The sequence below is a fragment of the Candidatus Woesearchaeota archaeon genome, from assembly GCA_021734105.1.
Taxonomy (GTDB): Archaea; Nanobdellota; Nanobdellia; order Woesearchaeales; family SKGA01; genus SKGA01.
Genome location: JAIPJP010000029.1, coordinates 1 through 13,646 on the forward strand (window position 1 = coordinate 1; position 13,646 = coordinate 13,646).

A 13,646-nucleotide genomic window follows, 5' to 3' on the forward strand; every position below is an offset into this window, starting at 1 on the left:
GAACCAAATGACTGTTTACTTTTTTAAGGGCTTCTTTAAGACGCTCACTCCAGTCAATAAGCTCAGGAATAGAAAAATAATTATACAATTGTTTTTCTTCTTTAAGAACAGATATAAAATCTAAAATTCGTTTTGCAAGCCAACCCAACGCATCCGAACTTCCTAACTCTGCATGAGGAAAACGATTTGCAAGCCTCCCATACGCATCAACCGATTTTAAATGACGCTCTAAAATATTTTTAATCTTACCAAACAAGACATCATCCTCATTCACCTTCGCTATCTGCATCAAACCTTTTAGACTAATTAATTCATCACGAGACCAGACTTGAAAAAACCATGGCAACCCAGCATACACTCCACTAAAACCATTTTTTTCAAAAAAGAATTGTTGATGAAGTGACTGAAGCGACCACGCAGCACACGTTCCAGCAGCAAACAACTGCGGATGCACAACATGCTCCGGATTTGGTAATTGATTAAACACGTGCTCATGCGTATTACTTACTATTTCTTCGAAATGATGATACGCAATATCAGCAAGTGTTCGCGCTTCATTTTCTGTTGCGCCCGTTGCAAAAACAACTTTATTATCCGGAATAAACGTGCACGCATCAAACACCCAGCCAGTTCCTTGTCCGCTACGCTTAGCATCAACTTCATAATACTTTTCTTTCCACGCATTTTTTATTTCAACTTCAGAAACACCCTTAATAACAACAAATTCTTCATACTCATTTTCTTTTGTAAAACGAATAATAACACTCTGGTTATCTTCAGATATCTTATAATGACGACCCATACTTGAACCTTCATAACTTTCACGATGATCAAACGTTGCAAGAACTCGACCAGATAGCTGTATTGTTTGATATAATAATGCTTTTCTATAAGGAATAATAACATCTTGCGCGCCACTTTTAAATAAGCGACGAAGACCGTAGAATTGTTGATACAAAGCCGTTTGCTCACCTTCATCAAGCACTGTTAAAGACTCAAGAATTTTTTGCACACGCCAATTTTTTGTGCGAAGTTGATACCATCCTTGATAAGACGTTAGGGGCGCATCAGCAAAATAACTACCAAAACCATTCGTTACTAATGATTCTTGATTACCGCTCGTGATAAAATCTCGAAGCGGCAACTTATAGATTCGCCGCAAAACCATTTAACCTCTTTTTTATTTTATTAATTTGTAACTACAATAAATTCATTGCCTTAAAATACAACTTAAGTTTATCGCATTTTGCAAGATACTAATCATGCAAAATTATCGCGATGAACAAAAGTATTTTCGTTGCAACACAACGAACAACACTTCGCAATATTGTTGCAAATCATGCATTCTTAAAACTCGCACTCTTCATTGCTACCAGGTTTTCCTAATGCTTTGTTATGTGCGCAAATATAATATCTGATTAATTGTCGCCAATCAGCAAACGTTGCTAACGCGTGACCATTAAGTTTACACGCAACACGCGCCGGCAAATCATGAGCAGCGAACATGGAAAGAACACTGTACAACTGGTCAACCTCTTTTTCCCGGGAGACAGTGCGATTAATAATGTATAACCCTTTGCGTTTCCCCAAAGGCTTATCTTCCATGTGCTGCCCAAAGCCAGCAGTATTTGAAGTTACTGCAGGAACACCTAGCGCTAATGACTCAAGTGGCGTATACCCCCATGGTTCATAGAAACTAGGAAAAATTCCTAAATGACAACCACTTACTACTTGATAATATTCCATATTTAACAAACCGTCTTGACCTGAAAGATACGCTGGAACAAACACTACTTTTACTCTATCATCAGAATTATTATATAATTGCGCTTCCATACAACGCTTCACAATTGGATCGGCTGGTTCATTAATATTGTGCGTAACAAGAAAAGGATTTCCAGAACGTTTTACATAGCGAAACTTACGTCGAAGTTCGGTAATAAAATGTTCAGGCACAACATCGATTTTCTGCTTATCACCTAACATGACTTGAAGAATGATTCGTTGAAGAAAATAATCTTCTTTATCTTCAATATCAGAAGACAATCCTTCCAAGTGACTTTTATTTTCAAGCAGTTCTTGTTTTGGTGATGAACCACCCATAGCAACTAAGAAAAACATAACAATCGTTTTTGTTGAACCTTCCTCGCGAAGTTGGTGATTTAACCTACCAAGCGCATCAATAGTAATATCAAGACCTTTATTTTCGAACTCATAGCGACCGCTCGAATAATAAAATAATGTTTCAGATAAATCAAAGATTTGATACGGAAAAAAATGACTCATAACAAACTCTTGTAATTTAATTTTATTCACTCGATGATTATACGAAGCCTCTTCAAACGTTGGAAATAAATCAAGCGCCAACCCATTCGGCGTAATATCGGGCTTTCTACCAAAAAGAATTTCTGCTTCGCGAGCAGTAGTTTTTGAAACAGTAGTAAACACATCAGCAGCAAGCGCGCAAGCACGTTCTGTTGAAAACTTTTCCACAACACCTAACTTTTTTGCTTCTAGTAAAGGATTGATATCACCAATTTGATTAAAATAATCTTTACCTCGAGATGCCATAGAACGACCAAGCATTGTTGCATGTGTTGTAAAAACTTTTGCAATAGGCACATTATTTTTTTTCAAATATAACACGCCAAATCCAGAAAGCCACTCATGAAAATGACTAACAATTTTTTTACTGGGAAATTCTTTTTGGAATTGCTCAAGAAGCATACCAACGCCCCACGACCAAACCAAAGGCTCGGTAAAATCATGACCTGCAGCATAAGACTCCACACCAAAATCAAGCCATAAACGAGTTTTAATTTCATTTGCATCACGCTGAAGACTTCGCGCGTCAACAAGAATAGTATTTGGCCGACCTTCAACATCCCACGTACCATACACGCAACGAACACCCTGATGTGCTAATGCAGAAAATGCTCGCGCAATAGGTTCGGGAGGAGTTGTTTGAGTGAAATCAGCAGGTAGTTCATCAAACAACGGACCAACAAGTGTATAATGATCATAATGCGCACGCATTAAATTAATCTTTGATGTGATGACTGTATAAATACCGCCACATTTGTTGGTTATTTCCCAACTGACTTCAAAAACTATGTCAGCAAATGAATTCATTTCTCACCCTCTTTTTTTCAACAACAGTACAAAGACTTATTTGCTGCTCTGCAGCAAAAGCTTCATCATCAAACACAACAATTTGCTTCATAATGCTTGCAAATGTGTTTGACTTAACGTTTCTTTAAGGCAATGAAGTTGTTAGTTATTACCTAATCAAATACTTAATCAAATACTTAATCAAATACTTAAATACCTAATTGTCTAATTCAAATGTTTTTTGACTAAATGCTTATAAATAATAAAACGCATAGCCTTTTTATCATCAACATCTTCAAGTTCTTTAGCTAAATCTTCTTCGTTAAAAACATGACGAACCCAATTTGCAAAATCATGACGCACTTCATTAACATGATGCGCAACAACAGCATCTTCAAGTTCTTCTAACACATCAGCTAATTGCATATAATGCCCAAGCCGTTCACCATTCATTAACACAAAATATTGCTCTTGAGGAATAGCATGCGTTATCTTCTTTTTTACTACGCGTTTAGTTTTTTTTTGCTTTCCAACATTCTGCGAACCAGAAGTTTTTTTATTAGCTTGTGCTTTACTTGATACTTTTTTTGTTGTAGACTTTTTTGTAACCATACATCTCACCTTCCCTCATTTAATAACTTTGATGGCGATGCAACAATTCGTGGTTGTGTTGCAAACTGCCCTTGCTTACCCAACTCAACAGTTCTAATTTTATGCGCAATATCATTTAAGACATGCATATAGGTTGCGTAATGATCGTAAGATTCATGAAAATGCAATAACGCATCAGCTTTTGTAAACATGGCTGCCTGACCAAGCATATGCCACTCCGTGAGTAAAAACTCATCTTCTGTTGCAAAAACATGAGATGAAAGACCTTTATATTCTGCAAGTAAATGCTCTTGCATTTCAGAAAACTCAGTTGTTTGATGAACTTGATCACCAATAGCAATAAGAGGGGCCGTAACAACATTTACCAAAGAAGAAAGCCTAACTTCTCCTTGAAGCGGTTTTCCCATAACAACTAGACCATCAGTATAATTTTGCGGAATAATGCCATCAGCAGAAAATAATCCTTTAGAACGCTTGTTAAAAAACTTATCCAGCGCATCTTTTTCAAGTGCTAATTGATGAGTAAACTCTTGCTCCGAAAGAACATGTAAAGACGTTCCGTAATACGGCACAGCAAGAAGTGCTACATTTTTTTCATGAACAAAAGATTGCAATGCAACAAGCACTTCAGGCACATATTTTTTTAAAAGTGGTAACAAAAAACCAGTCACTGCTAATTGCAAAGAATTCTTTGGTGAAGAAGCGAGATTATTAATCGTCTCAGTAATTTTTGGAACAAGAATTGTTTCTAATTCGTGACGAAGTAAACCCTGATTAATATATGATTTATTGCCGCCAATTTCAAGTGCGCTCATCTCATTAAGCGGAGCGTTAAAAAGAAGTGTCAAGGTTAGTTTTTGTTTGATTGTTGAACTCATAACAGCATCATCCCATACAACGATAAGCATTCTTTTGCGGGTTTCTCCCACGTCGTTGCCTTAGCTTCAGTAAATCCGCGTTCTTTCATAGTTTTATGCAATGGAGGATATGTTAAAAGAGAAATTATTTGGGAGGCCATTTTATCAATATCCCAAAAATCTACCTTGTAACAATGATTAATAACCTCAGCAACACCGGATTGTTTAGTTACAATAGTTGGCGTTTCTTTACACATCGCTTCAAGAGGGGTAACCCCAAACGGCTCCATAATTGAAGGAAGTACAAAAACATCGGACATATCAAAAAACTTGTCGGCATCATCACGATTATAAAATCCGTGAAAATAAAATTTATCATCAACACCAGCCCAAGAGACCCTATCCATACAAGATTGTAATTGATCACCTGCACCAGCCATAATAAATTTGGTATCTGGACAATGCGCCAAGACTTTTATTGCAGCATCAACAAAATTTAACGGCCCCTTCATACCGGTGACTCGACCAAGATAAGAAACTACTTTGTTATCGCCTTTGAATTCTTTACCATCATACATCACAGGATTCATAGTGACACCCCCGTTATGAATAACTTGAATTTTTTCTTCAGGCACTCCATAATGAGTCATTACCGTTTCTTTAATGGTATTACTAATCGCAATAACTTTATCTGCTGCCATCATACCTTCACGCTCGACAGCATACACTTCAGGGTTCACACCCTTCCCAGCATTTTTATTTACCTCAGTAATATGTACATGCACAAGAAGAGGAACATTAAGTAAGCGTTTTGCAACAATTGCTGCAGGAACCGTTGTCCAATCGTGTGCGTGAATAACATCTGGCTTTTTAAATGAACCTTCCTGAACCATTACAGCAACACGACGAGCAAACATATCAATTTCTTCAAGCAAATTCTCACCATATAATTTGGCAGTTGGATCTCGACGTTTCATCCCTTGCATAAAACTTTCTTTAGTGTAGAGTTCTTTGAGCGTTTGTTCGTATTCTTCCTCTGTTTGATATGCAGCAAGAAGGGATTTCACTCGCGTCATCTTAATGCCAGACTCGAGCACTTGCTTTTCAGTTACATTTCTAGAGACATCTACAAGATTTAAGAAATCAGGGTTTAAATCATCTGGCGCGTAGGGCATGACGTAATCAAGAGAAGCTCCTTGAGCAACAAGATGCTCTGCTAACTCTTTGCAAACCATTCCAACACCCCCGGCAAAATAGGGAGGGAATTCCCAACCAAACATCAACACATGCAAGTTTTACACACCTCTAGGTTACATCTAATAGCAAACTAATTCTTATTCGTATGAATAAGTGTATACCTATTCGCTTTATTAGTCACTAAGTAAAATTAGAGCAAGAACCATTTAAAAAGCTTTGCTTAAAAAAGTACACAAAATACTTAAAATATTAATTACTTAAATAAGTAAATAGTTAAATATGTTAATTACAATAAAAAGTTAATAAAAAAGAAACAAATATAAATAAGCAATGACGAAAACAGTACATGCAACAAGAGACCCCGGCACAATTCTACATACTCCAAGCAATAGCAACGGGAAAGAACGCCGCAAGCGACATAGCGAAAACTACTGAATTAAGTCTTCCTTACGTTATGAACCAACTCGCACTTCTAGAAGCTCGAGGACAAATTATCAAACTAGAAACAAACAAACAACGAAACGTGGGCAAACCAAAAAAACGATACGCGCTTGCAACTGAAAAAGCAACCATTACCCTCCTTAAAAAAGGATACGGCGGACAATACGAAATCAATAAACCAACAAAAATGTTAGGTATTTACCTTCAATTACTAGCAAGAGTTGCCACGCCAAACAAAGGAGCCTTCTCTGAATATTTCTGGTACAATGTTGAATATTTTGAAAAATTACGAGGCGTTGCGTTCATTATCGAAGAAAACAACACCGTAGAGATTCTTGCACTGACCAACACCAAAAATCTAGATGAACTTCGAAAACATATCAGCAACTACACCATTAAACAACAAGAATACAAGGGCATGCGCGTTGCGTGTTGGGTACATACCAGCGAAGAAATTATTCACGGTGTAAAAAATCACGACGATTACTATATTAACCTCATGAAACGAGCAGCAATAATGGCAGATCCATATGGCGAACTACAAAAAACTATTGAGGCCACAACATCATGAATAAACTCGCTAAAATACTCGAAACACTCCCCTTAGAAGACCTACAACTCATTCAAAAAGATCTTGACGCCGGACATATCCATGCAATCCTAAACAAAAGAATCATCCAAGCAAAAAAGAGCAAGTTAGCCCTTTGCCCCGTATGCCATACCCCCATAAAAGAAGGTGAAGGGCTGCACTTGCAATTCGGCCCACAAACCCTGCGAAAAAAAGCAACATTCGATGGCGCTGACTGCCTACGCTATTTCCTAGAAAACCATCTAGGCAAAAAATAACAACAATATCAGTTTTGCTCTTCAAAAGACTTTCTTCCTACTAAACGCGAATACGCATTAGTTAATGTAGCTAGCAAATAATCAGGAGGCTGAATTTTTGCTTCAAAAGCATTACCTTGAAAAACAGCAGTGCCTTGAATAAAAATCTTATAGGAAGTAGAGATAGACTCAATAGAACGCGCGGGTGCTTGTGGTAGCGCCCCTTTCCTCATCTGCTTTTTAGGTATATGCGCAATCGCATCATTAACTAAAGGCGCGTCATCAGTAAAGTGAGTTGTGATAACTTTACTAATTTCCATATCACCATCTTGATACACTAACGCATACGCAGTCATATCACCACGTAACACACCTTTAGAAGGTGTTCTTATACCACTTACTGAAATAATCGCATCAGACGCTTGCACAATATTAACCAAAGGATTAGTCGAATTAAATTTTTCAATCATAATCTATTCACCAAGAAGAGCAAAACAACGTTTCATTTATAAATGCTGCTGCTTTTCTCTCCAAACCTATGAATGAAGATTATGCAACAGAAACAAATCACCCCTATAAAAATCAAATACAAAACATCAGAACAATGTATCAGTACAACATTGAACCACAAGTAACTGATGAAGACTTTCATGAACAATTCTACCAAAGTCTTGACGAACTTGATTTTATGCTCGAAGATAGTTCAAAAAGAGAAATCCAACTCGCCATACAAGGACAACTACGAATTCTTACAACATACGACTCTACACATCTTATTCGAGATGAATATCAAACTATTATTGATGATCTGAAAAGCAAAACAGCAACTAACAATAATAAAGAATTTTATCTACGAAAACAACGAGACCATAAAAAATAAAACAGCAAAAAAAATGTTTAACAAAAGAATTTCTAAAGAGTAAAAAATATTTCTTTAATCCAAAAAAAAGAAAAAAAATACTTTGCTTTGCAAACAAAACGTTTTTACTACAGCAAGAACTAATGCTGCAACATATGAAGAATATCAAGACCAAACTCATCAATTTTTGCCTTACCAAAACCTTTTACTTGTTCTAAATCTTCAAGACTGACTGGTTGGAGTTGCAAAAGTTGTTCTAAAACCTTATCTGAGAAAACAAGATATGGAGGAATATTACGCTCTTTACTCTCTAAAAAACGCCAGCGACGAAGCGCAGACTTTTGCTCAGCCAAACGCTTTTTTGATGTTACTTTTGAAGAATCATTTAAACCGGTTAATTTAATATCAATACTAGACAAAACTTTTGTTGAAAGAAATGGCGTAGGCACGCCCGTATAACTTATTTGCAAAACTTGTTTTGCACGAGTGCACGCCACATAAAAAATACGGCGTTCTTCCTCATACACATCATAACTTTCTTTACCAGCAAAAAGCTCAACAAAATGATGATCTTTAGCCCTACAAGGATAATTATTTCCACTTGCACCAATAACAAACACCACTTTTGCTTCTAACCCCTTAATTGCATGAACAGTAGAAAGTACAATTTCATTTCCAGAAGACTCTTGCACTCGTTCTTCAGTTCGCATAACAAAAGGAATACTTTCTTGCAAGCAGGTAGTAGCTAAAGCATCGAGTCCTTTATTAGTTCTAGACAATACAAAAATTTCATCACGAGGAATAGCTAGTGCTTGAATTTTAGTAACAATAGATTGCGCTTCAAATTCTTCTGACTGATAACGCTCAATAGTTACGCCACCATCTTCATTACTTGCACTACGAAGCGATGAGAAGATATTCTTGCCCGCATTTGCTTGAGAAATAAGAGTATTTGCAAAAGATACAATCTTTTTGCTACTTCGAAAATTAGTCGTGAGCTCAAGCACCGTTGGCTGTCGCTGTATAAAATCAAACATGGTTTGAGGATTAGCACCACGCCATGCATAAATACTTTGACGAGGATCACCAACAACAAACAAATGAGCGGGATTAAGTTTTTCTAAAAAAAGTATTTGTTGTTCATTAACATCTTGATACTCATCAACAAGCACCCATGAAAAAAAAGGTTTAACTTCTTCATTGCGAGCATAGAGTTTATTAATATCAACTAATTGATCAGCAAACGTGCGTAACCCACGAGCTTCAAGTTCTTCTGTGACTAGCGAAGCAAGACGAGCAACATTTTGCGCAGTTACGCGCTCAGATAATGTTGCTGCAATTAGTCGAGAGGTAAAATAATTTTCCTCTTTACCATGCGTAATATATGCGTCAAGAATTGTTCGAAAATCATACAAAAAAGAAAAAAACAATTGTCGAGACTCTTTATTACGACGCTCATTAGGAAGAAAATACTGTTTAACAAACGTTTCAACAGTAAACCCGAGATGATTAAGACTCTTAACAACAATGTTTAAAAATTCTTTATTATCCACCATCTCTTTTTCTTGACCATATAATAATGTTCCATGTCTTTGGAGTTCTTGCTCGGCAAAAGAATTAAAAGTTTCAACACGAATAGATATTTTTGGTAACAATAATGCTAAGCGATCAAGCATTTCTTGACGCGCTTTACGTGTGAATGTAATTGCCAAAATATCTTTTGAATTAATACCTGCATACTTTACTAAAAAAACAATTTTATTAGTGAGTACGCTAGTTTTTCCACTTCCCGCGCCAGCAATGCACACTTGCTTTTTATCTAAACAAATAATCGCTTTTTTTTGTTCATCAGTAAATTCTTTTAAGAAAAAATCAAGTTCAGCAAAAATTTTTCTATCATCATTAGTAATAGATGCAACCTCATAAGAGACTAAAGTAGTATCGTCAGGTGTTGTCGCTCCTAAACACGTATCAACTTTTAATTCGAATTGTTGTTGTTCTAATTCTTCAAAACCCAAAGGAGTTATAGATACTACTTGATACCTACCTTTTTGCATTTGTGTTGTCAAAAAACCTTTACTAATAAGCACCTCTAAAAAAATCGCTAATTCATTTTCTTCATACCCGCCTAAACTTCCATGATGCACTAAATTATCAAGTCGTAATTTTTTTATTCTTTCATCAATTTCTCCTCGAAGCAATTTAATGAGTAATTTTTTTCCAATTGGAAAAGGAAGCTCACTTATGAGATGAAAAACGCTGATGTGATCGCGAACAACTTTTTTAGGAACTTTTAAAGAACCGTCAGGATTAAATTCCAAAAATATTCACCTACACCTCAATACCATTAAAACGCAACGCAATAGTTGACGCTGAAAAATCTGCAAGCTGAAGCACAACCATATGCATATAATGACCAACTAATCGTTCTTGCTTGCTTGCAGATGCTAGCAAAGTCAAACACTCAAGTTCTAACTCTTTTTTTAAAACGGAAAGCTGGGTTAAACGCTCAAAACTAAATTCATAAAAGAATTCATAATAGTCTTGAGCATACTTTTGCAACTTAATAAATAATCTATTAACTGCATCTGATGGAACAATAGTATCTATTGCAACTGCCAAGTATTTAAAATTATCAACAATTTTTTCTAGATTCCATGCAATAACATACCAGAAATGGCCCTTCTCTTTTTGCGTTAAGGATTTGTTAAGCAAACGTTCACAAAAATTAGTTAATTTATTATTCTGATATTCATTTTCAATTTGTTTTTTTAGCAAAGAAATATTTGCATTTAGAAAACTTTCTTGTGTTTCTTCAAACACACTAATAAGCTGACGAAAAGCTCGTCTTAATGTTGCGTCAAACTCACTTGCATCAACAACTGCAACTTGACCAATGACAATACGAAGATTTGATTTATCTTTTACTATAAAACCAATAAATAAGTTTTTTACCATGTCTTCAATAATTTCATATTGTGAATCATTAAAAGATGTTACGATAATTTCATCATAACCTTGTTTATGAAGCGACGAAATATTCCATCGAAGAACCCGTTCACTAACATGACTAATGTCAATTTGAATAGTTTGCAAGACAGGTGTTTTTCGTGGCGGTGTGAGAACTATTTTTGTATCACTAATGTCACAATCTAATTCATCGCCCTTATCAAGACCTTGTTGTTTGGCCCACGTTGCAGGAACACTCACGACTAATGTTTTTTCAGCAAGACGAATAAGTTTACGTTTCATTATTATCAACCTCAGTAAAATATTTGGGCAACGTAACGCTTGAAGAAAAAGGGATTTTAATTTCCACACTCATTTGTTTCTTTGCCTCTGTATTTTTTTGTTCACTCTTTTTTTTATTTTCTCGTTAATTTTTTCGTTATTCTTTTTTTCTTTTGCTTCTTTTTTTGCTAAGCACTTCTTTTTATCCTCGTTTGCTTTGTCAATTTCTTTAATTCTTATACTAGCAAATTCTTTAAAAAAAGATAATAAGCGAAGCGCAGTGACGTCCCAATCAAAACGATGTACCACTGTATGTCGAGCTTGCTCACCTAATTTTTTTCTTAATTCTTTATTATTAATCAATCGTTCTAATTGCAGTGTAAGCGAATAAGAATCACCAGGAGTAAAGAATAAGCCATTTTGCTCATGCACCACATAATCTCTAATAAACCCAACAGGAGTTGTTATCACCGGAAGACTCGTACTCATCGCTTCAAGCGTAGAGAGTGATGTTGTTTCCGTTAAGGAAGGCAAACAATAGATATCCATAAGCGGCAAATAAGTCTCCACATCATTAACTGCAGGAACATGCACAACGCCGGGTTGTTTTCCTAATTGTTTTTCTAATTGTTTCACACCACTACCAATAATTAATAATTTCAAATAATTGTATCTTCTTCTTAATTTAATGAATGCGCGAACTAACGTACGCAAATCTTTCTCGCGAGAAATTCTTCCATGATAACCAATAACCAAATCAAGTTCTGATAAACCTAGTTCGTCTCGCTTAGTAGTTCTATTCTCTATTTCGGGAGTAAATTTATTTGTATCAACACCAAGATGTATAATTGTTTTCGGAGTAGTTATCTTAGACCAAGAAAGTAAGTCTGCAATACGTTCTGAAGGAAGTAGTAAATGGGATGCCCGACCATATAATCGTCTTGATAACCATTTGCCAAAAGGGTAGGCGTATTTTTTTACTAATCGATTATTAAAAGTTCCACTCCATAATTCCCAATCAACAGAATGAATAAAACTCACTGTTTTTTTTCTAAACCGTTGACCAAAAAATAATGCGAGACCGCCAATAGGACCAATGGAATGAGAAAAAATAATATCTGCTTTTTTTACTGTACGCATCACTTTCCACAATCGAAATTTAGGCAAGGGGAAATCACCCGCCACCTGCTTAGATAGGGGAACGGAAACATATGTTATATTTTTAGAAAGTTCAACTTCCCCATCCCGAAACTGAGGACCAATAATAGTAATATTAAACGTCTGCTCTAAACGAGGAATAGTTTCCTCTAAAAATCTTGTTACGCCGTCACGACGAGGAAGAAAACTATCCGTTGCGATGAGTAAATGAAGCTTTTTCATCGTACCTTCTCAAACACCTCAGCAAACGATACATTATTAGCTAAACCGCTAAAAAAACCTTTCAAATACACACTCCACTTCAACGAAAGAAGCGCTAAACGCTGACTCTTATACAAATCCAATGCATTGAGTTTATCTTTAAATGTTGTAGAAATATCAACAACTAATTGCGGATAACTTCTTTTTTTTAGTTTTAAGAAACGCCACACACCAAATGTATACATATTTGTTGTAAATCCAGTTCTTGTATGTAGCTCATCATACGTTTGTAACAGCAAAGTGTTTAAAGCCATGTGATCAGGATGAGGATCATCTTCTGCATGAGTGAATATCTTTTCAGGTTTATATTTAAGAAGCAAATCTTGCAATTGTTTTTTCATTTTTTTACGTTCAAACTCTTCTTTAAACTTACCTTCAGTAAGACCTAAAAAAATAGTCTCGCCATTTTTTAAAAATCGCTTATCAACAAGTTTAGACTCTTTAACGCGAACAACCCTTGTTAATTCATTCTTCGTTAAGGGCTGAGACATCTCTCCATAAGAGAAAATAATAGTAACAATATGAATACCCTCTTTAGCGTATTTAATAATAGTGCCACCCGGCCCAAACACTTGATCATCAGAGTGAGCAACAATGTTAAGAACATACCGCTTTTTCATTATAGAAAACTGATTCGTTAAAGCATTTATTAATGTTTTGAGAGATACGGGCTAAAGCACGGGTTTTTCTTGTTACAAAGAACTCCTATGCGCAGCTAAACAACAACGTAGTATAACAATTCTTTAATGTAGTATAACTGAACTATTCTAAATAGAGCATAGAGGATTGCTCTGTTCAAAATCATATGCATACTACCTAGAAGTTTTTTGAGTTAGACACATTTCGTCTTCATCAATGAAATAAGAGCGTCTGGTGGTAATCCTTTCATAAGCGCAGCAAGAAGAGTACTTCGCAGCATACAGTTCACCTCCATTTTGAACAAGCCCTAGAGAAGGGGTTTGTCCCGAGAGTCTTGCTAAAAGCAAGAAAATATTGTGAAGTATTGCTTTGCAATATACTTCGCTTCTTGCTGAAGCGATGTGTCGAGAGCTCACGCTACTTCCAAACTTTTGTTTGAATGCGTGAAAGATGCT

General features: G+C 35.9%; 14 protein-coding genes. 3 read left to right on the forward strand and 11 right to left on the reverse strand.

Features of this window, described 5'->3' with window-relative positions:
- From K9M74_05045 to K9M74_05065, 5 genes are all read right to left on the reverse strand, one after another.
- On the reverse strand, positions 1-1,168 hold a 1,168-nt coding region (locus K9M74_05045; GenBank protein MCF7799241.1), incomplete at its 3' end, for a hypothetical protein.
- 179 nt (positions 1,169-1,347) lie between these two features.
- Positions 1,348-3,132, reverse strand: coding sequence for a glycogen/starch synthase (locus tag K9M74_05050; protein MCF7799242.1), 1,785 nt, complete (start codon positions 3,130-3,132; stop codon positions 1,348-1,350).
- A 204-nt stretch (positions 3,133-3,336) separates the two neighbouring features.
- Positions 3,337-3,723, reverse strand: a complete 387-nt coding sequence (locus tag K9M74_05055; protein MCF7799243.1) for a hypothetical protein — start codon at positions 3,721-3,723, stop codon at positions 3,337-3,339.
- 5 nt (positions 3,724-3,728) lie between these two features.
- A complete protein-coding gene (locus K9M74_05060; protein MCF7799244.1) occupies positions 3,729-4,631 on the reverse strand; it encodes a hypothetical protein in 903 nt (300 codons plus the stop codon).
- Positions 4,598-5,872, reverse strand: a complete 1,275-nt coding sequence (locus K9M74_05065) for a glycosyltransferase family 4 protein (protein MCF7799245.1) — start codon at positions 5,870-5,872, stop codon at positions 4,598-4,600. The genes K9M74_05060 and K9M74_05065 overlap by 34 nt, the downstream gene beginning before the upstream one ends.
- Positions 5,873-6,123: 251 nt before the next feature.
- Between K9M74_05065 and K9M74_05070 the strand changes: the two genes are divergently transcribed.
- Both K9M74_05070 and K9M74_05075 read left to right on the forward strand, forming a co-directional pair.
- On the forward strand, positions 6,124-6,789 hold the full coding sequence (locus tag K9M74_05070) for a MarR family transcriptional regulator (GenBank protein MCF7799246.1): 666 nt from the start codon (positions 6,124-6,126) through the stop codon (positions 6,787-6,789).
- Positions 6,786-7,064, forward strand: coding sequence for a hypothetical protein (locus tag K9M74_05075; protein MCF7799247.1), 279 nt, complete (start codon positions 6,786-6,788; stop codon positions 7,062-7,064). Before K9M74_05070 ends, K9M74_05075 begins: the two co-directional genes overlap by 4 nt.
- A gap of 8 nt (positions 7,065-7,072) precedes the next feature.
- On the opposite strand, the gene K9M74_05080 is transcribed toward K9M74_05075, so the two are convergent.
- Positions 7,073-7,513, reverse strand: coding sequence for a hypothetical protein (locus K9M74_05080; GenBank protein MCF7799248.1), 441 nt, complete (start codon positions 7,511-7,513; stop codon positions 7,073-7,075).
- Between the two features lie 68 nt (positions 7,514-7,581).
- On the opposite strand from K9M74_05080, the gene K9M74_05085 reads away from it, so the two are divergent.
- A complete protein-coding gene (locus K9M74_05085; protein MCF7799249.1) occupies positions 7,582-7,923 on the forward strand; it encodes a hypothetical protein in 342 nt (113 codons plus the stop codon).
- 119 nt (positions 7,924-8,042) lie between these two features.
- Here K9M74_05085 and K9M74_05090 read toward each other — a convergent pair whose 3' ends face one another.
- From K9M74_05090 to K9M74_05110, 5 genes are all read right to left on the reverse strand, one after another.
- The gene (locus K9M74_05090) at positions 8,043-10,223 is read right to left on the reverse strand and encodes a UvrD-helicase domain-containing protein (protein MCF7799250.1); all 2,181 of its coding nucleotides are present in this window, start codon (positions 10,221-10,223) and stop codon (positions 8,043-8,045) included.
- A gap of 10 nt (positions 10,224-10,233) precedes the next feature.
- Complete coding sequence (locus tag K9M74_05095; GenBank protein ID MCF7799251.1) at positions 10,234-11,154, reverse strand: hypothetical protein; 921 nt, start codon at positions 11,152-11,154, stop codon at positions 10,234-10,236.
- 69 nt (positions 11,155-11,223) lie between these two features.
- On the reverse strand, positions 11,224-12,513 hold the full coding sequence (locus tag K9M74_05100) for a glycosyltransferase family 4 protein (protein MCF7799252.1): 1,290 nt from the start codon (positions 12,511-12,513) through the stop codon (positions 11,224-11,226).
- Positions 12,510-13,172: a PIG-L family deacetylase gene (locus tag K9M74_05105; protein ID MCF7799253.1), complete on the reverse strand. Its 663-nt coding sequence runs from the start codon at positions 13,170-13,172 to the stop codon at positions 12,510-12,512. Before K9M74_05105 ends, K9M74_05100 begins: the two co-directional genes overlap by 4 nt.
- A 192-nt stretch (positions 13,173-13,364) precedes the next feature.
- Positions 13,365-13,646, reverse strand: a 282-nt coding sequence (locus tag K9M74_05110; GenBank protein ID MCF7799254.1) for a hypothetical protein, incomplete at its 5' end; no start/stop codon positions are given.

Excerpts from the sequence above, each read along its gene's own strand:
- K9M74_05050 (MCF7799242.1), bottom strand. The coding sequence starts at position 3,132 with ATGAATTCATTTGCTGACATAGTTTTTGAAGTCAGTTGGGAAATAACC.
- K9M74_05055 (MCF7799243.1), bottom strand. The coding sequence starts at position 3,723 with ATGGTTACAAAAAAGTCTACAACAAAAAAAGTATCAAGTAAAGCACAA.
- K9M74_05060 (MCF7799244.1), bottom strand. The coding sequence starts at position 4,631 with ATGCTTATCGTTGTATGGGATGATGCTGTTATGAGTTCAACAATCAAA.
- K9M74_05070 (MCF7799246.1), top strand. The coding sequence starts at position 6,124 with ATGCAACAAGAGACCCCGGCACAATTCTACATACTCCAAGCAATAGCA.
- K9M74_05075 (MCF7799247.1), top strand. The coding sequence starts at position 6,786 with ATGAATAAACTCGCTAAAATACTCGAAACACTCCCCTTAGAAGACCTA.
- K9M74_05080 (MCF7799248.1), bottom strand. The coding sequence starts at position 7,513 with ATGATTGAAAAATTTAATTCGACTAATCCTTTGGTTAATATTGTGCAA.
- K9M74_05085 (MCF7799249.1), top strand. The coding sequence starts at position 7,582 with ATGAATGAAGATTATGCAACAGAAACAAATCACCCCTATAAAAATCAA.
- K9M74_05095 (MCF7799251.1), bottom strand. The coding sequence starts at position 11,154 with ATGAAACGTAAACTTATTCGTCTTGCTGAAAAAACATTAGTCGTGAGT.
- K9M74_05100 (MCF7799252.1), bottom strand. The coding sequence starts at position 12,513 with ATGAAAAAGCTTCATTTACTCATCGCAACGGATAGTTTTCTTCCTCGT.
- K9M74_05105 (MCF7799253.1), bottom strand. The coding sequence starts at position 13,172 with ATGAAAAAGCGGTATGTTCTTAACATTGTTGCTCACTCTGATGATCAA.